This is a genomic window from Streptomyces cinereoruber, assembly GCF_009299385.1.
GTDB classification, from domain to species: Bacteria; Actinomycetota; Actinomycetes; order Streptomycetales; family Streptomycetaceae; genus Streptomyces; species Streptomyces bikiniensis.
In genome coordinates, this window is the sequence record NZ_CP023693.1 from 4218255 (window position 1) to 4236506 (window position 18252).

Annotated in this window: 24 protein-coding genes; 14 read left to right on the forward strand and 10 right to left on the reverse strand. The window is 73.3% G+C overall.

Annotated elements, in window-relative coordinates; all coding sequences use genetic code 11:
* Positions 1-118 precede the first annotated feature (118 nt).
* The 5 genes from CP977_RS18915 (at position 119) to ygfZ (ending at position 4641) form a co-directional block, all read left to right on the forward strand.
* Complete coding sequence (locus tag CP977_RS18915; protein ID WP_152370525.1) at positions 119-781, forward strand: hypothetical protein; 663 nt, start codon at positions 119-121, stop codon at positions 779-781.
* Positions 782-792: 11 nt separating this feature from the next.
* Entirely contained in the window at positions 793-2457 is a 1665-nt protein-coding gene (locus CP977_RS18920) for an N-6 DNA methylase (protein ID WP_152370526.1), read from the forward strand.
* Between the two features lie 5 nt (positions 2458-2462).
* Positions 2463-3071 carry a restriction endonuclease subunit S gene (locus CP977_RS18925; RefSeq protein ID WP_229991436.1) on the forward strand — a complete coding sequence of 203 codons (609 nt, stop codon included), beginning with the start codon at positions 2463-2465 and terminating at the stop codon, positions 3069-3071.
* A gap of 84 nt (positions 3072-3155) precedes the next feature.
* The gene (locus CP977_RS18930) at positions 3156-3602 is read left to right on the forward strand and encodes a Fur family transcriptional regulator (RefSeq protein ID WP_062753385.1); all 447 of its coding nucleotides are present in this window, start codon (positions 3156-3158) and stop codon (positions 3600-3602) included.
* A gap of 58 nt (positions 3603-3660) precedes the next feature.
* The gene (ygfZ, locus tag CP977_RS18935) at positions 3661-4641 is read left to right on the forward strand and encodes a CAF17-like 4Fe-4S cluster assembly/insertion protein YgfZ (protein WP_062753383.1); all 981 of its coding nucleotides are present in this window, start codon (positions 3661-3663) and stop codon (positions 4639-4641) included.
* A 9-nt stretch (positions 4642-4650) separates the two neighbouring features.
* Here the strand turns inward: ygfZ and dtd are convergent, their stop codons facing one another.
* Positions 4651-5076 carry a D-aminoacyl-tRNA deacylase gene (dtd, locus tag CP977_RS18940; protein WP_062753381.1) on the reverse strand — a complete coding sequence of 142 codons (426 nt, stop codon included), beginning with the start codon at positions 5074-5076 and terminating at the stop codon, positions 4651-4653.
* A 129-nt stretch (positions 5077-5205) separates the two neighbouring features.
* Between dtd and CP977_RS18945 the strand changes: the two genes are divergently transcribed.
* Entirely contained in the window at positions 5206-5805 is a 600-nt protein-coding gene (locus CP977_RS18945) for an RsiG family protein (RefSeq protein ID WP_079131098.1), read from the forward strand.
* A 172-nt stretch (positions 5806-5977) separates the two neighbouring features.
* Positions 5978-7222, forward strand: a complete 1245-nt coding sequence (locus CP977_RS18950; RefSeq protein WP_062753379.1) for a GNAT family N-acetyltransferase — start codon at positions 5978-5980, stop codon at positions 7220-7222.
* 12 nt (positions 7223-7234) lie between these two features.
* Here the strand turns inward: CP977_RS18950 and CP977_RS18955 are convergent, their stop codons facing one another.
* The 3 genes from CP977_RS18955 to CP977_RS35215 all read right to left on the reverse strand — a co-directional run bounded on the left by CP977_RS18955 (position 7235) and on the right by CP977_RS35215 (position 9243).
* Complete coding sequence (locus CP977_RS18955) at positions 7235-7990, reverse strand: ABC transporter permease (RefSeq protein ID WP_062753377.1); 756 nt, start codon at positions 7988-7990, stop codon at positions 7235-7237.
* Entirely contained in the window at positions 7983-9008 is a 1026-nt protein-coding gene (locus tag CP977_RS18960; protein ID WP_152370528.1) for an ATP-binding cassette domain-containing protein, read from the reverse strand. Before CP977_RS18960 ends, CP977_RS18955 begins: the two co-directional genes overlap by 8 nt.
* 103 nt (positions 9009-9111) lie before the next feature.
* Positions 9112-9243, reverse strand: coding sequence for a hypothetical protein (locus tag CP977_RS35215; RefSeq protein ID WP_260321756.1), 132 nt, complete (start codon positions 9241-9243; stop codon positions 9112-9114).
* On the opposite strand from CP977_RS35215, the gene CP977_RS18965 reads away from it, so the two are divergent.
* On the forward strand, positions 9242-10144 hold the full coding sequence (locus CP977_RS18965; protein WP_152370529.1) for a TetR/AcrR family transcriptional regulator: 903 nt from the start codon (positions 9242-9244) through the stop codon (positions 10142-10144). The two genes, CP977_RS35215 and CP977_RS18965, sit on opposite strands and share 2 nt — an antisense overlap.
* Before the next feature lie 87 nt (positions 10145-10231).
* On the opposite strand, the gene CP977_RS18970 is transcribed toward CP977_RS18965, so the two are convergent.
* The 4 genes from CP977_RS18970 to CP977_RS18985 all read right to left on the reverse strand — a co-directional run bounded on the left by CP977_RS18970 (position 10232) and on the right by CP977_RS18985 (position 12999).
* Positions 10232-11251 (reverse strand): helix-turn-helix transcriptional regulator, encoded by a 1020-nt coding sequence (locus tag CP977_RS18970; protein ID WP_152370530.1) that lies wholly within the window; start codon positions 11249-11251, stop codon positions 10232-10234.
* Positions 11252-11305: 54 nt separating this feature from the next.
* Positions 11306-12022, reverse strand: coding sequence for a DUF5710 domain-containing protein (locus CP977_RS18975; protein WP_062753371.1), 717 nt, complete (start codon positions 12020-12022; stop codon positions 11306-11308).
* A gap of 77 nt (positions 12023-12099) precedes the next feature.
* Positions 12100-12519: a VOC family protein gene (locus CP977_RS18980; protein WP_062753369.1), complete on the reverse strand. Its 420-nt coding sequence runs from the start codon at positions 12517-12519 to the stop codon at positions 12100-12102.
* Between the two features lie 84 nt (positions 12520-12603).
* Complete coding sequence (locus tag CP977_RS18985) at positions 12604-12999, reverse strand: helix-turn-helix domain-containing protein (RefSeq protein WP_062753367.1); 396 nt, start codon at positions 12997-12999, stop codon at positions 12604-12606.
* 151 nt (positions 13000-13150) lie between these two features.
* On the opposite strand from CP977_RS18985, the gene CP977_RS18990 reads away from it, so the two are divergent.
* Positions 13151-13651, forward strand: coding sequence for an HAD domain-containing protein (locus tag CP977_RS18990; RefSeq protein ID WP_062756954.1), 501 nt, complete (start codon positions 13151-13153; stop codon positions 13649-13651).
* A gap of 3 nt (positions 13652-13654) precedes the next feature.
* Here the strand turns inward: CP977_RS18990 and CP977_RS18995 are convergent, their stop codons facing one another.
* Complete coding sequence (locus CP977_RS18995; protein WP_167308907.1) at positions 13655-14608, reverse strand: endonuclease/exonuclease/phosphatase family protein; 954 nt, start codon at positions 14606-14608, stop codon at positions 13655-13657.
* A 35-nt stretch (positions 14609-14643) separates the two neighbouring features.
* Between CP977_RS18995 and CP977_RS35220 the strand changes: the two genes are divergently transcribed.
* Positions 14644-14772: a hypothetical protein gene (locus CP977_RS35220; protein ID WP_267891086.1), complete on the forward strand. Its 129-nt coding sequence runs from the start codon at positions 14644-14646 to the stop codon at positions 14770-14772.
* A gap of 114 nt (positions 14773-14886) precedes the next feature.
* Here the strand turns inward: CP977_RS35220 and CP977_RS19000 are convergent, their stop codons facing one another.
* Positions 14887-15735, reverse strand: coding sequence for a helix-turn-helix transcriptional regulator (locus tag CP977_RS19000; RefSeq protein ID WP_062753364.1), 849 nt, complete (start codon positions 15733-15735; stop codon positions 14887-14889).
* Between the two features lie 138 nt (positions 15736-15873).
* On the opposite strand from CP977_RS19000, the gene CP977_RS19005 reads away from it, so the two are divergent.
* The 4 genes from CP977_RS19005 to CP977_RS19020 all read left to right on the forward strand — a co-directional run bounded on the left by CP977_RS19005 (position 15874) and on the right by CP977_RS19020 (position 18236).
* Entirely contained in the window at positions 15874-16653 is a 780-nt protein-coding gene (locus CP977_RS19005) for an NAD(P)H-dependent oxidoreductase (protein WP_062753362.1), read from the forward strand.
* An 87-nt stretch (positions 16654-16740) separates the two neighbouring features.
* Entirely contained in the window at positions 16741-17187 is a 447-nt protein-coding gene (locus CP977_RS19010) for a helix-turn-helix domain-containing protein (RefSeq protein WP_229991423.1), read from the forward strand.
* A 31-nt stretch (positions 17188-17218) separates the two neighbouring features.
* Positions 17219-17803: a hypothetical protein gene (locus CP977_RS19015; RefSeq protein WP_152370531.1), complete on the forward strand. Its 585-nt coding sequence runs from the start codon at positions 17219-17221 to the stop codon at positions 17801-17803.
* Between the two features lie 88 nt (positions 17804-17891).
* A complete protein-coding gene (locus tag CP977_RS19020; RefSeq protein WP_062753356.1) occupies positions 17892-18236 on the forward strand; it encodes a DUF2516 family protein in 345 nt (114 codons plus the stop codon).
* Positions 18237-18252: the final 16 nt, after the last annotated feature.

An 18252-nucleotide genomic window follows, 5' to 3' on the forward strand; every position in this document is an offset into this window, starting at 1 on the left:
TGCTCCAGGAGGCATGTCGAGACAGAGGCGATCCTGAAGCGTTCCTCAACATTGTAACGCCTGGCGTTGCCGTAGGCCACAAACCATTCATCAGTCCGCGAATCAACAAGGGGGAAGCATGAAGGACGACGAGCTGCCCGCATGGATGTCCGAGGCGTTCTCCGAAGCCAGGCTCCACGCGTACACGGAGTTCATGCGAGGAGACCGTCCGGCCGGCATCCGCCTGTACTGGTGGAACACCGAGGCCTCGGCTGCGCTCTACGGTCCGTTCCACTGCCTCGAAGTCGCCCTGCGCAACTCCGTCCACCGCCGGTTGTCCGATCTCCACGGACGTGCGGACTGGTGGGCCGTGGCCCGGCTCGGCGACCGGGGGATGGGCAAGGTGGTCGAAGCCCGGCGGGTCTGCCGGGGGCGCGGCAAGACCGGTACGCCGGACGAGATCGTCGCCGAACTGTCCTTCGGTTTCTGGCGGCACCTGCTGACCAAGCCGAACGACCGGTACTTCTGGGTACCCGCCGTGCACAAGGCGTTCCCCGGCTACCGGGGGCGCAGGGACGCCCTGGACGACCAGGTCCACTCGCTGGTGCTGCTGCGGAACCGCATCATGCACCATGAGCCGATCCACCACCGCGATCTCCGCGAGGACCATGACAAGCTCTACCGGATCATGGGGTATGTAAACCAGGACCTCGCCAAGGAGATCCGCTCGATGGACCGGTTCCCCGCGGTCCTGGCGGCCAAGCCCGATGCGTTGGGTGGCCGACGGCCCCCACAGTTCTGAAAGGGGACACCGTGCACGCCTCGATCGAGGGGCTGGTCACCCGGTCGGAGATCGCCCGGCTCGCCGGCGTCAACCGGCCGGCCGTCACCAACTGGGCCCGGCGCCACGACGACTTCCCCCGCCCTGTCGACAGCGGGCCGGCCGGTACGGGGGAGGCCGACCGATTCCACGTTTCCGAGGTGGCCGCGTGGCTGGCGATGCGACGGATCCCGGTCAACGGCCTGCGAGCCGATGAGCCGGAGGGCACGACCTATGGGGACCGCTTCCTGGCTTTTCTCGGGGGCGAGCAGGGCGTCCATCCGCAGGCTCTGCTGACGCGGCTCCTGGACGACTTCCGGGGCGAAGGCAGTGTGGAACAGGTCCTCGACCTGCTGATCGCCGTCACGTACGTCGTCGCCCGGCGGGGCGAGGCGCCGTCGTCGCCCGACGGTTCCTGGCAGGCCGTGCAGCAGGCACTCGCGGAAGACGGCATCGACGGGTCACCTCTCGGACCGTCGCGGACCGAGGGGCGTCGGTACGACAGGTTCGTCGCGTACGCGGCCGGCCTCGTCGCGGAGGCGGACTGGGGCCGGGACACGGCCGTCGAGGCGCTCGACTGGCTGATCGAACAACGCAGTGGCACCGAGGGGCGGCGTGGCAACGACCTGGTCACGCCTGCCGCCGTCCGCCGTCTGATGGCGGAACTGGTCTTCGGGTCCGAGGCCGACGGCGAGGACGAGGAGGCCGAGCCGGGCCTCGAGGGCCGACGCCGGACGATCCTCGACCCCTTCTGTCGTACAGGGGAGATTCTGGACACCTGCGCCGCCGTCGCGGACAGGACGTCTCAGGCGTCGCTTTTCGTGCGTGGAGCGGTCGGTGAACCAGCCGACGCGGTGCTGACCCGGATGCGACTTGTCCTCCGCGACGTGCCTCATGCGATCGAGACGGCCGACGTCCCCGGCGCATGGTGGTCCGGGGCCGGTGAACGGTTCGCCGGAGTGGTGAGCAACCCGCCCTTTAACCAGCGCATGGAAGAGAGCTGGGACGCGCGGATCTTCCGGTACGGCCCGCCTCCTGCACGCAGTGCCAACTTCGCCTGGCTGCAGTTGGCTCTCTCTGCCCTCGCTCCGGGGGGCAGGGCCGCCGTGCTCATGCCGAACATCGCCGTGCAGTCCGCGAGCCGTGCCGAGCGTGCCCTTCGTGCCGCCATGGTCGAGGACGGTGCCGTCGAAGCACTCGTGGCCCTGCCGCCGCAGCTCTTCGGCAAGGCCACGAGCATCCCGGTGACCCTGTGGCTGTTGCGCAGCCCGACCGGTGCGGCCGGTGAGGTGCTGTTCGTCGACGCGGCCTCGCTCGGATCCATGTCCGGCCGGGTCCGGCGCACCCTTTCCGCGGCGGACGTCGAGTCCGTCGTCGATGTGTGCCGCCGGTGGCGGTCGGCGCGAGAAGGAGGGGAGTCGTTCTCCGGGGAGAAGGGATTCAGCGCGTTGGTGTCCGCCGACACCTTGGCCGCTCGGGACTGGCTGCTCAGTCCCGTCCTCCATGTCGAGGCCGTGAAGCCGGCGCGCGAGGGAAGCGCGGACGGGGCGAGGATCGGCCGACTGATCGCGGATCTCGCACGCTGGGACGAGCGGGCGAGGAAGGCCGACAGGCATGCCGACGAAATCCTGTCCGGATTCGAGAGGGAGGACACGTGAGCGGAATGCGTCCGCCGCAGCGCGCAGGGACCGTACCCCTCTCCGAGCTGTGCCACATCCAGGGCGGGATGCCCGGGCTGAAGCCCGATCAGTATGCGGATGCCGGGCTGCCGGTCGTACGACCGGTGGACCTGGGAAGTCACAGGGTGACCTCGTCCCCGTCCCGGCACATCACAGTGGAGGACGCACTTCGGTGGAGGAACTACGCCCTCGTCGCTGGTGACCTCCTGATGACCAGGTCCGGAACAGTGGGCCGGGTCGCGCAGGTCACCCCGGACGAGGAGGGCTGGCTCTGCGGCCCTTCCCTGATACGGCTCAGGACAGGTGCGTCCGGATCCGTCGATCCCGGGTACCTGCTGGCTTTTCTGTCCTCCACTCCCGCACAGGACTGGATTCGGAGCGCCGTTGTCGGATCGACCGGAGTCCAGCACCTCTCCATCCGGCTGCTCGGCGAACTCCCCGTACGCCTTCCTCCCCTGGAGGAGCAGCGACGGGTGGGCCGTGTGCTTGGGGCCCTCGACGAGAAGATTCGCGCACACGAGGACGTGGTACGTGCGACGCGCGTGCTGAGGGAGGCCCTGGCCGACACGATGACGGCGGGCGAGGGGGCATAGCGCTCCGTGGAGACGGCGGCGGAGACCGGGACGGAAGCCCGAGGGGGCAGCCCGTATTGAGGTCTCCCTCCTACACTGGGGGGCGTGGTGAGCACCGACTGGAAGAGCGACCTGCGGCAGCGCGGCTACCGGCTGACGCCGCAGCGCCAGCTTGTCCTGGAGGCCGTCGACGCGCTGGAGCACGCGACGCCCGACGACATCCTCTGCGAGGTCCGCAGGACGGCCTCCGGGGTGAACATCTCCACCGTGTACCGGACCCTGGAGCTCCTGGAGGAGCTCGGGCTGGTCAGCCACGCGCACCTGGGGCACGGCGCCCCGACGTACCACCTCGCCGACCGGCACCACCACCTCCACCTGGTCTGCCGGGACTGCTCCGGGGTGATCGAGGCGGACGTCGAGGTCGCCGCCGAGTTCACCGGCAAGCTCCGCGAGACCTTCGGCTTCGAGACGGACATGAAGCACTTCGCGATCTTCGGACGGTGCGGGGACTGCGCCGCGAAGAAGCGCGAGGAGGCCCCGGCGGGGGAGTAGGGCCCCTCTGCGTCCCCGGCCCCGACCCGCCCTGGACACGGAGTCGTAGGCTTTCCCCATGCAGCGACATTCCACGACCAGCCCCCTGCTGTCCCTGCCCGGCGCCGTCGCCGCCGAGGGGCGTGACGAGGGCGTCGCCGCGCACTACGGCGACCTGTTCCGCGAGCAGCGCGCCCTCTCCTCGGGCGAGGGCTTCGTCGACCTCTCGCACCGCGGCGTCGTCGCCGTCTCCGGCGACGACCGGCTGAGCTGGCTGCACCTGCTGCTCACCCAGTACATGACCGACCTGCCGCCCGGACGGGCCACCGAGGCGCTGATCCTCTCCGCGAACGGGCACATCGAGCACGCCCTCTACCTCGTGGACGACGGCGAGACGGTGTGGGCGCACGTCGAGCCGGGCACGCAGGGCGAGCTGATCGCCTACCTGGAGTCGATGAAGTTCTTCTACCGGGTCGAGGTCGCCGACCGCACGGAGGACACCGCGGTCGTCCACCTCCCGGCCGGCTCCATCGCCGGGGTCCCCGAGGGCGTCGTCGTACGGGAGACCCCGCACGGCCGCGACCTGTTCCTGCCCCGCGCCGACCTGGAGTCCTTCGCCGCCTCGCACGGCCCGGCGGCCGGGATCCTCGCGTACGAGGCGCTGCGGGTGGAGGCGTACCGGCCCCGGCTCGGCTTCGAGACCGACCACCGGACCATCCCGCACGAGATCGGCCTCATCGGCGGCGCCGTCCACCTCCAGAAGGGCTGCTACCGGGGGCAGGAGACCGTCGCCCGCGTGCAGAACCTGGGCAAGCCCCCGCGCCGCCTGGTCTTCCTGCACCTGGACGGCAGCGAGGTGCTCCTGCCGGGCCACGGCACCCCCGTCCGGCTCGCCTCCGACGGCGAGGACGGGCGGCAGCTCGGCTTCGTGACCACCGCCGTCCGCCACCACGAGCTGGGGCCGATCGCCCTCGCCCTGGTGAAGCGGAACGTCCCCGTGGACGCCCCGCTGGTCGCCGGGACGACGGCCGCCGCGCAGGAGACCGTCGTCGAGCCCTGACGGACGGGCTCAGACCTCGACGATCACCGTGAACGGGCCGTGGTTCGTGAGCGAGACGCGCATGTCCGCTCCGAAGCGGCCCGTCTCCACGTGCGCGCCCAGCTCGCGCAGTCGGGCCACGACCTCGTCCACGAGGGGCTCGGCGACCGGGCCGGGCGCGGCCGCGTTCCAGGTGGGGCGGCGGCCCTTGCGGGCGTCTCCGTAGAGGGTGAACTGCGAGATCACGAGCAGCGGCGCGTTCACGTCGGAGCACGACCTCTCGTCGTCCAATACCCGGACGGACCAGAGTTTTCTGGCCAATTGGGCGGCCTTCTCCGGGGTGTCGTCATGGGTCACCCCGACCAGGACGCACAGCCCCTCGCCCTCGATCTCACCGACGGTCTCCCCTGCGACGACGACGCTCGCGCCGTCGACCCTCTGCACCACTGCTCGCATGCGCCCCAACCTACCCACCCGAATCGGGGAGGGGCCGAACGGGTGCAGAGCGCCTGCACGTGCCCGGGTGGGAGTGGCACCATGCGTGTCAGGCGGTGCGGCTCCGCACCGGTCGAGGGGACGAAACTCATGAGTGCACCTGGCACCGGGCCCACGCCGTCCGGTCCCGTACCGCTGACGCGGGCGGGCGGTTCCTCCGTGACGCGGCCGCCCGCGCAGCGGACCTCCGAGCCCGCCCTGCCGGACCGGGCGCAGCCGGACCTCGGCACGCTGCGGCTGCCCGAGCTGCGCGCGCTGCGCCGGGACGCCCGGAGCGACGAGGCCGACCTGAGCTACGTGCGGCGGATGCTCCAGGGCCGGATCGACATCCTGCGGGCCGAGCTGGCGCGCCGGACCGACCCGGAGGCCCCGGTCCTCGACCGGCTCTCCGAGATCCTCGCCGACGTGCCCTCCCGGCACCGCACGTCGGCCCGGCACGTGACGCTCTCGACGCCGCGCGGGGAGGAGTACCGGCGGCTCGCGGCCGAGATGCTGTCCGAGGTCGAGCTGTCGGACCTGACGGCCCGTACGGACGACGAGCTGCACGCGGGAATGGGACGGCTCGCGGGGTACGAGCAGCAGATCTCCCGGCGCCGGCAGGAACTCCAGCGGACGGCCGACGACTGCGGGGCGGAGATCGCCCGCCGGTACCGGGAGGGCGAGGCGCAGGTGGACGACCTGCTGGCCTGAGGCCTTCCGGGCCGCCACCGAGGGCCCGGAAACCCGGTGCGGGGCCGCTCCCGGGGCGCTTCCTGAGCGCTTCAGGGCCGCTGCGGGGCTGTATCCGGGCCGCTTCGGGGCCGTTTCCGGGGCGCTCGAAAACCCCGTGCGGGCCCGTCCGGGCCCTGCATAGGGTCGGGGCATGACTGTCGACGTACGCGCGGTGACGGAGTCCGAGTTCCCCGACTGGCTGCGGGCCCTGCGCACCGGTTTCCTCCGCCCGCCCGTCGTCCCGGACGAGGACGTCGCCGACCGGTTGCCGCACGTGGACCTGGCGCGGACCCTCGGGGCGTTCGACCGGGACCGGGCCGTCGCCACCTTCCGCTCGTTCCGGCAGGTGGTCAGCACGGTCGGCGGGGGCAGCCTCACCGCCGACGCGATCACCCAGGTGACCGTCTCGCCGACGCACCGGCGCCAGGGCCTGCTGAGCCGCATGATGGGCGCCGACCTGGCCGTCGCGAAGGAGCGGGGCGACGCGCTCGCGACCCTGATCGCCGCCGAGTACCCGATCTACGGCCGGTTCGGCTTCGGTCCGGCGAGCTGGACCACCGAGTGGAGCGTGGACCTGCGGCGGGCCGGGCTCGACCCGCGCCGCTCGGGCCGCCCCGGGGACGGCGGCCGCGTGGACCTGGCCGACGGCGACGAGATCCGCAAGATCGGCCCCGACCTGCACCGCCGGCTCGCCGGGGTCCGGGCCGGCGTCACCGACCGGACCGAGCGCGGCTGGGCGCAGGGCACCGGCCTCGGCTTCCAGGTCGACCCGTGGACGGAGCCGTACTACGCGGTGTACCGGTCGGAGTCCGGCGAGCCCGAGGGGTTCGTGTCGTACCGCTCGGACGACAAGTGGGACGACGGCAAGCAGCCGGTGAACACCGCGACCGTGCGGGACCTGATCGCCGCCACCCCGGCCGCCGAACGCGCCCTGTGGCTCTACCTCTGCTCGCTGGACTGGGTGACCACCGTCCGCTCCGGCTACCGCGCGCCCGACGACCCGCTGCCGGAGCTGCTTCCGGACCCGCGCGCGGCGAGGGCGGTGTCCCACGCGGACATGCTGTGGGTGCGGGTCCTGGACGTGCCCCGGCTCCTGGAGGGCCGTACGTACCCGGTGGCGGACGCCCTGGTCCTGGACGTGCGGGACGCGGACGGCCTCGCGGGCGGGCGCTTCCGCCTCGACGCCTCGCCGGAGGGCGCCACCTGCGTCCGTACGGACGCGTCCGCCGACCTCGTCCTCGGCGTCGCGGAGCTGGGGACGCTGGCGTTCGGCGACCACTCGGCGGTACGGCTCGCCCGGCTCGGGCGCGTCGAGGAGGCGGTGCCCGGGGCGGCGGCCCGCGCCGAGCTGCTGTTCCGCACCGCGCTGCGCCCGTTCTCCCCCGACATCTTCTGAGCCCCGCCCCCTTCAGCGGGTACGGAGGCGGAAGAGGTAGCCGGAGGCGGCGAGTGCCAGGGCCAGCAGGCCCGCGCACCAGGCCAGCGCGATCCACGGCGCGTCACCGGCCGGTTGGCCGAGCAGCAGGCCGCGCATCGACTCGATGAGCGGGGTCACCGGCTGGTGCTCGGCGAAGCCGTGCAGCCAGCTCGGCATGGTCTCGATCGGGACGAACGCGCTGCTCGGGTACGGCAGGAACATCATGAAGAAGGTGATGGCCCCGGCCGCCTCCGCCGTCTTCGTGACGAGTCCGAGCGCCGCCGACAGCCAGGAGACGGCGGTGATCCAGGCGAGCAGCAGCCCGATCGCCGCGAGCCAGCCGGCGGCGGTTCCGGCCGGGCGGAAGCCGATGGCGAAGGCCGCGCCGAGCACGAGGGCGGTGGAGAGCACGTTGCGGGTGACGGTGGCGGCGACGTGCCCGGCGAGGAACGGCGTGCCGCCGACGTCGAGCGTGCGGAAGCGGTCGACGACCCCGAGCCGCATGTCCTCGCTGACGGTGACGGCGGTGCTCGCCGCGCCGAACCCGGCGCAGAGGACGAGGACGCCGGGGACGACGTAGGTCACGTACCGGGTGCCGGTGTCGATGGCTCCGCCGAAGAAGTAGACGAAGACCAGCATCAGCATGATCGGCAGCATCATCGAGGTGATGACGGCGTCGAGGTTGCGGCGGCTGATCCGGATGCCGCGGCCCGCGAGGACGCTCGCGGCGGAGAGGGCGTCAGGCACGGCTGGGCTCCTTGTCGTTCACGGCGAGGGCGGTGGTGTCGGTGAGGGCGAGGAAGACGTCGTCGAGCGTGGCCGTGTGGAGGGTGAAGCGGGCGATGTCCCGGCGCTCGGGGTCGAGGGCGTCGAGGAGCGCGCGGACGTGGGCGGCGCTGCCGTCGGTGGGGACGCCGAGGGAGAGGGCGTCGGGGGAGGTCGTGACGGGGGTGGTCGTGGCGGGAGCGGTTGTGACGGGGGTGGTTGTCACGGAGCGGGCCGTCACGGGGGACGCGGCGGACGTGAGGCGCAGATAGGCCTCCCGGTCCCGGGCGACGAGGTCGAGCCGGTGGTCCGCGTACCGCGACTTGAGCGCGGCGGGGGTGCCCGTGGCGAGGGTGCGGCCCGCGCCGAGGACGGTGATGTCGTCGGCGAGCCGGTCGGCCTCCTCCAGGTACTGGGTGGTGAGGAAGACCGTCGTGCCGGCGGCGGACAGTTCGCGGACCGCGTCCCACAACTCCTGGCGGCTGCGCGGGTCGAGGCCGGTGGTGGGCTCGTCGAGGAACATCACCCGAGTGGTGCCGGGGTCGCGGACGAGCCCGGCGGCGAGGTCGAGGCGGCGGCGCATGCCGCCCGAGTAGGTCCTGACGAGCCGGTCGCCGGCCTCGGTGAGGCGGAAGCGTTCGAGGAGTTCGGCGGCCCGGCGGGCGGCGGCGCGGCGGGAGAGCCCGGAGAGCCGGGCGGCGGTCCGCAGGTTCTCGGCGCCGGTCTGGGTCTCGTCGACGGCGGCGTACTGGCCGGTGAGGCTGATCGCGCGGCGCACCCGGGACCGCTCGGTGACGATGTCGTGCCCCGCCACGCGCGCGTGGCCGGCGTCGGGCCGGGTGAGGGTGGCGAGGATGCGGACGGTGGTGGTCTTCCCGGCGCCGTTGGGGCCGAGGAGGGCGAAGACGGTGCCCTCGACGACCCGCAGGTCGAGGGAGTCGAGGACGCGGACGGAGCCGTGGCTCTTGGACAGGGCGGTGGCTTCGACGGCCGGAGACATGACGTGCTCCTTGGGCTCGTGGAGGGCACGGCGGAGTGCCGCGCCGGTACTGCGTATGCCTTACGCGTTACTGTGTAAGGGTTACGCATTACTAGGATGGACGTCAAGCGTGCGGGGCCCTGCGGGCGGCGGGCGCGGGCTTGTACGCGCTGTACGTGCCGTACGGGTCGCGAGTGGTGCGGGCGGTGTGCGTCCCGCGGGGCTGGTCGTACGAGGTGCGGAGGCGGAAGGTCATGGCGGACGGCGGAAGCGACCGGGGCGACGGGCGGGCGGGAACCGGGACGGGCGGCCGGGCGGCGGACCGGGAGCCGGGTGGCCGGTCGGGGTCCAGCCCGGACCGGGAGCCGGGCGGCCGGCCGGGGCCCCGCGCGGGCGGCCCGGCCGGCGGCGGGTCCTTCCTGCCGCCCGCGGTCGAGGCCGCCTGGGGGGTGCGGGAGCGGCCCTCCAAGGGGCCAAGGCCCAGCCTGACCCTGGACCGGATCGTCGGCGCGGCCGTCTCCCTCGCCTCGACCGAGGGCCTCGACGCCGTCTCCATGGGCCGGGTCGCCAAGGAGCTGGGCGTCTCGACCATGTCGCTCTACCGGTACGTCTCCGCCAAGAGTGAGCTGTACGTCCTCATGCAGGAGGCCGCGACGGGCGCCCCGCCCGACCACCTCCCCCCGCCCGGCGCCGACTGGCGCGAGGCGCTGGCGGCCTGGGCCTGGGCGATGCGCGAGGTCTACCACCGCAACCTCTGGCTGCTGCGGGTCCCCGTCGCCGGGCCGCCCGCGACCCCGAACATGGTCGCCTGGTGGGAGAAGGCCCTCGTCGCCCTGGAGGGGACGGGCCTGGACGAGGGCGCCGTGCTCTCGGTGACCCTGCTGGTGGCCGGCTACGTGAAGAACGAGGCCGTCCTGACGGCCGACCTCGCCGCCGTGGTCGCCGCGAGCGACGACCCGCCGGAGCAGGTCATGGCCCGCTACGCCCGCACCCTGCGACGGCTCGCGGCCCCGGAGGAGTACCCGGCGGTGACGCGGATCCTCGACTCGGGCGCCCTGGACGTCGCCGACGAGCCGGAGGACGAGTTCCGCTTCGGCCTGGACCGGATCCTGGACGGGGTCGCGGTCCTGGTGGCGGGCCGGGGGGCCGCGTCGTGACGGCCGGATCCGGGGTGGCGCCCCGGACGCCCGGCCGCCGGGCCCCGGCGGCGGTCGCGGTCCTCGCGAACCGGCCGTAGGGGGCGCTCACCCGGGCCGTGTCACGCCTGACGCTCGTGCGCGCACGGGAGCTGCCGGAGTACGTACGACCTCCGACTCCCCGTACAGCGCGGCGAGTTCGGCGCCGATGCGGGCGAGGGCGGTACGGGCCTCCGGCGGGTCGAGGAGTTCGACGCGGGCGCCGAGGCCGGCGAGGCGGGCGGCGACCGCCTCGGGGGAGGGACCGTCGGCCTCGAAGGGCGCCCAGCCGTCCCGGGCGCGTGCCCCGTACCGTATCCGCCCGTCGAACAGGCCCTCCAGGACGCCCTCGGCGCCGGGGGCGGCCCGGCCCCGTACCGTCGCGGCGACCATCCGGTCCTCCATGCGGCCGGCGAGAGCGCGCCAGGCGGTGGGCAGGTCGAAGCCCTCGGGGCGCGCGGCGGGGGCGCCGGTCTCGGCCACCGAGACGACGCGGCCGACGCGGAAGGTGCGCAGCCCGTCCTCGGTGTCCGCGACGAGGTAGCGGACGCCGGACTTCACGGCGATCCCGAGCGGCTGCACGGTCCGCTCGCTCGGCTCCCGGCCGGGGCGGGCGTAGCCGATCCGCAGCTCCCGCCCCTCCACCACCGCCCGCTGGAGCGAGGCGAGTTGCTCTCCCTCCGCCTCCGCTCCCGTCCAGTCCGTGCCGTCGGCGACCCCGGCGCGGGCGGCGGCCTCGGCGCCCTCCCGGAGGGGCGCGGGGAGGGCCCGCACGAGCTTGCGCAGGGCGGTGCGGACGCGGGGGTTCGCGGCGGCGGAGTCCGGCCCGGTCAGGAGGAACAGGGCGCGGATCTCGGGGGCCGTCAGGCCGGTGAGATCGGTGCGGGCGCCGCCGACCAGCGCCCAGCCGCCGCCCTGGCCGGGCTGCGAGTAGACCGGGACCCCGGAGCTCGCCAGCGCTTCGAGGTCCCGGCGGGCCGTCCGCTCCGACACGCCCAGTTCGGCGGCGAGTTCGGCGGCGGTGACCCTGGCCCCGGCGGGCCGGGTCTGGAGGAAGAGCAGGGCGGCGACGAGACGGTCGGCTCTCATGCGGCCATTGTCACCGGAGCGGAGGACGGCTTGGACGGTCTGGCGTCCGGCCGGTCAGGCGCCCGGCCGCTTCGACATCCGGTTCAGCGTCTCCACCGCGACCCGGGCGCGCGCGTCGGCGTTCGGCGGGGCGGCGAGGGTGACGCCCGCACCGGTGAGGATGCCGAGGTCCAACTCCCAGTCGTGGCGGGAGCGGTGGTCCCAGACCTCGAAGGCGATCTCCACGTGCTCGCGCGCCCGCGCCTCGCTCATCCCGGTGACCTTCCGCAGATGGGCGAGGGCCCGGTCCTGGAGGCCGCGCACCTGCGCGAGGCCGAAGTGCGTGACGGTGTGGCAGTCGGTGCACAGGCAGATGAGCCGCTTGAGGGTCTGGACGCGGGCGGCCTCGTCGAAGGTCCAGCGCTCGTGCGCCTCCAGCCACCGCCGGGCCTCGCGGTCCTCGCCCGCCCCGCAGGCCTCGCAGCGCAGCCCGGCCCGGCGGGTGATCATCCGGCGCAGCCGCTCCCAGTCGGCGGGGGCGACACACGACCGTACGTTGGTGAACCAGCAGGTCCGGGGCACGAGATCCACGAACAGACCGCTGCCGAGGCTCCGGTCCTCCCCGGGCAGCAGCTCGGGCACGTCGGCGGCGGCGGTCCACCGGGCGAGCTCCGCCATCCCCGGCCGGGGCGCGTACCAGCGCCTGGCCGCCGGGTCCCAGCGGGCGCCGCCGCGCTTCGCCTCGTCCTTCTCGGCGTACGGAACGTCCAGCCAGACCCGCTCGACCGCCATGCCCGCCCTCCCGTCGGCCTTCGCCCCCGTCTCCCGGCCATGCTGCCACGGCCGGGAGACGGGGTACGGGGCGAGGATCAGCCGGTGGTACGACGGCGGGCGAAGCGGATCATGTTCCCGGACGGGTCGCGGAAGGCGCAGTCGCGGACGCCGTACGGCTGGTCGAACGGCTCCTGGAGGACCTCGGCGCCGGACTCCCGGATCCGTTCGAAGGTCGCGTCCACGTCGTCGGTGGAGAAGATGACGCCGCGCAGCAGGCCCTTGGCGAGCAGTTCGGCGGCGGCCTGCCGGTCGGCGGGGGAGGCGCCCGGGTCGGCGAGCGGCGGTTCGAGGACGATCTCCACGCCGGGCTGCGCGGGCGACCCGAGGGTCACCCAGCGCATCCCCTCGAAAGCGACGTCGTTGCGGACGTCGAGGCCGAGGGCGTCGCGGTAGAAGGCGAGCGCCTTGTCGTGGTCGTCGACGGCGATGAAGCACTGGGAGAGGGTGATGTCCATGGCTCCGACGCTACGGCGGGGGCGGGGGAGTCCGCTTCTCCGATCCTGACCGTTCGGGGCCCTTGTCGAGGGAATCCCGGCCCCTCACCCGTTCCTGAGGGGCCGGGTGAGGACCTTGGCGACGCACGCGGGGATCTCGGCGCCCTCCCGGTGGTCACGGGCCCGGTACGCGCTCGGCGTCTCCCCGACCAGCTCGGTGAAGCGCGAGCTGAACGACCCGAGCGAGGTGCACCCCACCTCGAAGCAGACCTCGGTCACGCTCAGGTCGCCCCGCCGCAGCAGGGCCTTGGCCCGCTCGACGCGGCGGGTCATCAGATAGCTGTACGGCGTCTCCCCGAAGGCGGTGCGGAAGCTCCGCGCGAAGTGCCCGGTCGACATCAGGGCCACCTTCGCCAGGGCCGGGACGTCCAGCGGCGACGCGTAGTCGCGGTCGATCGTGTCGCGTGCGCGCCGCAGCCGTGCCAGGTCCTCCAGGTTCACCCCTCCAGGATGGCACGGCACGGGGGCCGGAGCCGGGGGTACGGCCTCTCCGCCCCCGTACGGTGGAAACGTGCCCCCACGCCGACCGAGCCCCCGGGACGACTCCTCCCCCTCTCCCGGAGGGAACCCTTCCCCCTCCCCCCTCCTCTTCCTGGACGTCGACGGCCCTCTCATCCCCTTCGGAGGACCGTCGACGCCGCGCCCCGGGGGCTACCCGACGTACCTCCCGCCCGCTGGCCGGCCGGACGAGGGCATGAACCCGCTCCTCGCGCGGATCGACCCCCGGCTCGGGCCGCGCCTGGCGGCGACGGGGTGCGAGCTGGTGTGGGCGACGACGTGGATGGACGACGCGAACGCGTACGTCGCGCCCTGGCTCGGCCTGCCGGAGCTGCCGGTCGTGCTCTGGCCGGACGAGACCGACGAGGACATGGCCGAGCGCGAGCGCACCGGCCTCCACTGGAAGACCCGCCCCCTGGTCGCCCGGGCGGCGGGCCGCCCCTTCGTCTGGGTGGACGACGAGATCACCGGGGCCGACCGGGCCTGGGTGGCGGCCCACCACCCGGGCCGGGCCCTCCTCCACCGCGTGGACCCCCGCGACGGCCTCACGGACGCGGACTTCGGGGCCTTGGCGGAGTGGCTGGACACCCCCTAGGACTCAGGGCAGGGCGACCCGGGCGAGGACCGGCAGGTGGTCGCTGCCGGTGGCGGGCAGGGTGCGGATGCGCCCGACGGCGGCCGAACGGGCCATGACCTGGTCGATGCGGGCCACGGGGAAGGCGGCGGGGAAGCTGGGGGCGAGACCGCGCGCGGCCACGCCGAGGCGCGAGGTCAGCGGGTCGAGGCCGCGGTCCTCGACGGTGCCGTTGAGGTCGCCGAGCAGGACCACCGTCCGCACCTCCTCGGCGGCGAGCGCGTCCCCGAGCCGCCGGGCGCTCTCGTCGCGCCGGGCGGACGCCAGACCGCCCGCCCCGATCCGTACGGAAGGCAGGTGGGCGACGTACACGGCGACGTCGCCGCGCGGCGTACGGGTCACGGCCCGCAGCCCGCGCTCCCAGGGACCGTCGATCCCCCGGGGCCTGATGTCCACCGGGCGCACGCCGGTGAGCGGGTGCTTCGACCAGAGCCCGACCGTGCCGTGGACGGCGTGGTACGGGTACTCCGGCGCGAGCGTCCTCCCGTAGACGGAAAGCGCCGGGGGCACCAGCTCCTCCAGGGCGACGAGATCGGGCCCGGCGGCGGCCAGCGCGCGGGCGGTGCCGGCCGGGTCGGGGTTCTCGTCGCTCACGTTGTGCTGCACGACGACCAGACCGTACGCACCGCTTTCCGCCCCCTCGCCGGGCAGGAGCAGCCCGCCGAACGCGTACGTCCAGGCCGCCACCGGCAGGACGAGGACCACCAGCGCGACGCGGGAACGCCGCAGCAGCGCGAGCCCGAACAGCACCACGACCACCAGGCCGAGCCAGGGCAGGAAGGACTCCAGCAGACTCCCGGGGGAACCGGGCACGGCCCGGTGGAACAGCAGCAGCCCGGCGGTCATCACGGCGAGCCCGGCCGTCACCCGTCCCGGCCGCCGGACCGTGCCCTTCTTCCCGGCACCCTGCTGCCGCATCCTGCTCCCCCGCCTGGAAGGACGCCATGGCCTGCATGGCCTCCATGACCTGCATGGTTGACGTGGTGGACGATGTGGAAGACCCCGAACCCGCCCTCGCCGCCCCGGATCTGCACGTGGTGATGAGCCGTGCTCTGTGCACCTTCACCTGTACGCGGTGCTGAGCTGCGTCGTTCCTCGGGGAATCGAACCCCGGGCGAGCACGTCCGCCCGGCCGCGCAGTTCCGCGACCGTGCGGCTTTCGTCCCGCGGCGGGCGTTCCCGGGCACGCCGTCGGATCACTCGTGGATCCGGGCGTCCACCGGGGGGCGCGCGGATCCGGTGTCGGCGTCCAGGCCGGCGAGCAGGCGCAGTCCGTCCTCGGCGGCGCTGCCGGGAGCGGCGGAGAGCACCAGCAGCTCGATGCCCGATTCGTTCGGCAGCGCGAAGTTCTCCTGGTGCAGTTCGAGCAGGCCGACCAGGGGGTGCCGGTACGCCTTGCGCCCATGGGTGCGGGCGCGTACGTCCGCGCGGGCCCAGAGGCGGCGGAAGCGTTCGCTGCCCATCGCCAACTCGCCGATGAGCGAGGCCAGTCGGGGATCCTCGGGGTACTTGCCGGCGGCCAGGCGCAGGTGCCCGACCGCGTCGAGGGTGCAGTTCTCCCAGTCCGCGTACAGGCCGCGTTCGGCCTCCTCCAGGAAGAGGTGCCGTGCGGTGTTCAGGCCGGGAACGGGCAGCCCGTAGAGGAGCCCGGCGAGGCGGTTCCCGGCGAGTACGTCCAGGCGGTGGTTCATGATCAGCGCGGGTGCGCCGGACACCAGGTCGAGGACGCGCAGCAGCTCCGGCCGGATCCGTCCGCCCGGCGCCTTCGCACGGCGGCGGGGCTGCCGGGCGAGCCGGTGGAGGTGCCCGCGTTCGGTCTCGTCCAGGCCGAGGACGCGGGCGAGGGCGTCGAGGACCTGCTCGGAGGGCTGGGTCGCGCGGCCCTGTTCCAGGCGTACGTAGTAGTCGACGCTGACTCCGGACAGGTGCGCGACCTCTTCGCGGCGCAGCCCCTCGACGCGGCGACGGCTGTCCGTGGGGATGCCGGCGGTCGCCGGGTCGACCCGGGAGCGCCGGGTCCGCAGGAAGCCCGCGAGATCGTCCATGCGCCCAGTATGTCCCCGCCCGCGCCCGCGAAGGTGGCCCTGCCGTTACCAGGAAGTCCCGTCCGAGGGACGGAGCGCCCCTGAACACCGGGCGGCGCGGCGCCCAGGATCGGAGGCAACCGATCCGAAGGAGTCCCCGTGAAGACGCTGATCGTCCACGCCCACCCGGAGCCGAAGTCGCTCAACGGCTCGCTGAAGGACCTCGCGGTGTCCACGCTGTCGGACGCCGGGCACGAGGTGCGGGTGAGCGATCTGTACGCGATGAACTGGAAGGCGGTCGTGGACGCCGAGGACTACGGCCCCGCGGCCTCGCGCCCGCTGAGGGTGGCCCGGGACTCGGGCCGGGCCTTCGAGTCCGGGACGCTCACCCCGGACGTCCGCGCCGAGCAGGAGAAGCTGCTGTGGGCCGACGCGATCGTCTTCCAGTTCCCGCTGTGGTGGTACACGATGCCCGCGATCCTCAAGGGCTGGGTGGACCGGGTGTTCACCCACCGCTTCGCCTACGGCGTCGGCGAGCACAGCGACACCAAGTACGGCGAGCGCTTCGGCGAGGGCACCCTCGCGGGGAGGAGGGCCCTGCTGTCGGTGACCGTCGGCGGCCCGGAGTCGCACTACGCCGCGCGCGGGATCAACGGTCCCGTCGACGACCTGCTGTTCCCGATCCAGCACGGCATCCTCCACTACCCGGGCCTCGACGTGCTGCCGCCGTTCGTGCTGTACGGCGCCGACCGGACGACCGTCGAGGACTACCCGGACATCGCCAAGGCCTGGGAGCAGCGCCTGCTCACCCTGGAGTCGACCGAGCCGATCCCCTTCCGACGGCAGAACTTCGGCGACTACGAGCTCCCCTCGCTGCACCTGAAGGAGGGCCTGGAACCCACGGGCCGCACGGGTTTCGGGCTGCACGTGAGCGGCTGATCCCGGCCGCGAAGCACCCGGCGACGCGAGGGCGACTTTTGCAAGCAGGCGCTTGCAAAAGTTAGCAGGGGCTGGCATGGTCGGAGCATGGCATCGCTCAACGTCGGCAATCTCGGCAACCTCGGTGACTACCTCCGCGAGCAGCGGAGGACCGCGCAGCTGTCCCTGCGGCAGCTCGCCGAGGCCGCCGGGGTGTCGAATCCGTACCTGAGCCAGATCGAGCGGGGGCTGCGCAAGCCCAGCGCCGAGGTGCTGCAGCAGGTCGCGAAGGCGCTGCGGATCTCCGCCGAGACGCTCTACGTGCGGGCCGGGATCCTCGACGAGAAGGAGCGGGAGGAGCTGGAGACGCGCGCCGTCATCCTGGCCGATCCCTCGATCAACGAGCGGCAGAAGCAGGTGCTGCTCCAGATCTACGACTCGTTCCGCAAGGAGAACGCCGCCGAGGCCGCGTCCGAGTCCGGGCCCGTGCCCGGCACCGTGCCGGCGTCCGCACCCGCACCCGCACCCGATGCCGACGAACCGCCTTCGAGCTAGTACGTACGCCACATCCGGGAGGACCACCAGCATGGCCATCATCGACGAACTGCGTACCCCCCTCTACTTCGCCGCCGGCACCGCCGACCTCGCCGTGCGCCAGGCCCGGAAGGTGCCCGGTCTGCTCGAGCAGATCGCCGCCGAGGCGCCCGCGCGCATCGAGGCCGTCCGGAAGACCGACCCGAAGGTCGTGCAGGAGAAGGTGTCCGCACAGGCCAAGGAGGCCCAGGCCACCGCCCGGACGAAGTTCGCCGAGGTCGTCGAGGTCCTCGACACCGACCTCAAGAAGATCGGCGAGACCGCCCAGGACCTCGCCCTGCGCGGGGTCGGCGTCGCCGCCGAGTACGCGGTCAAGGCGCGCGAGAAGTACGAGGAGGTCGCCGCCCACGGCGAGGAGGCCGTCCGCACCTGGCGCGGCGAGGCCGCCGAGGAGATCACCGAGATCGCCATCGCCGTCGAGCCCGGGGCGGAGGCGAAGGAGGAGCCGAAGCCCGCCGGGACCGTCGGTACGGTCGAGGTCGCCGACGCCCCCGCGGCGGAGAAGGCGCCCGCCAAGAAGGCCTCCACCCGCAAGGCGCCCGCCAAGAAGGTGTCGGTCGCCGCCGAGAAGGAGTAGGGGCGGCCCCCGTACGGGTACACGGAGCGCCGTACCGGGTACCTTGACCGTGAGGCGCTCCCCCCATCCCCATTAGGCGGTGCTCAGCATGTTGCGCGCGGGATTCGATTCCCTCCTCTCCCTGACGATGTTCCTGGTCTTCACCGGCTTCGCCGTCGCCGCGCTCGTCTTCGCCGCCATGGCGCGCGAGGACGCCTACCGCGCCGCGGACAAGCAGACGAAGAAGTTCTGGCTGATCATCCTGGGCGTCAACCTCGTCCTGAACCTGCTCCTGCCGATGCTGTTCCTGCAGATCGCCGGAGTGATCGCCGCCATCGTCTTCATGGTGGACGTGCGCCCCGCGCTCGCGCAGGTCTCGGGCGGCGGCCGCGGCTCCCGCGGCGGCGGTTCCAGCAGCGACGGACCGTACGGCCCCTACAACGGCGGCCGGTAGCGGACCGGAGAACGTA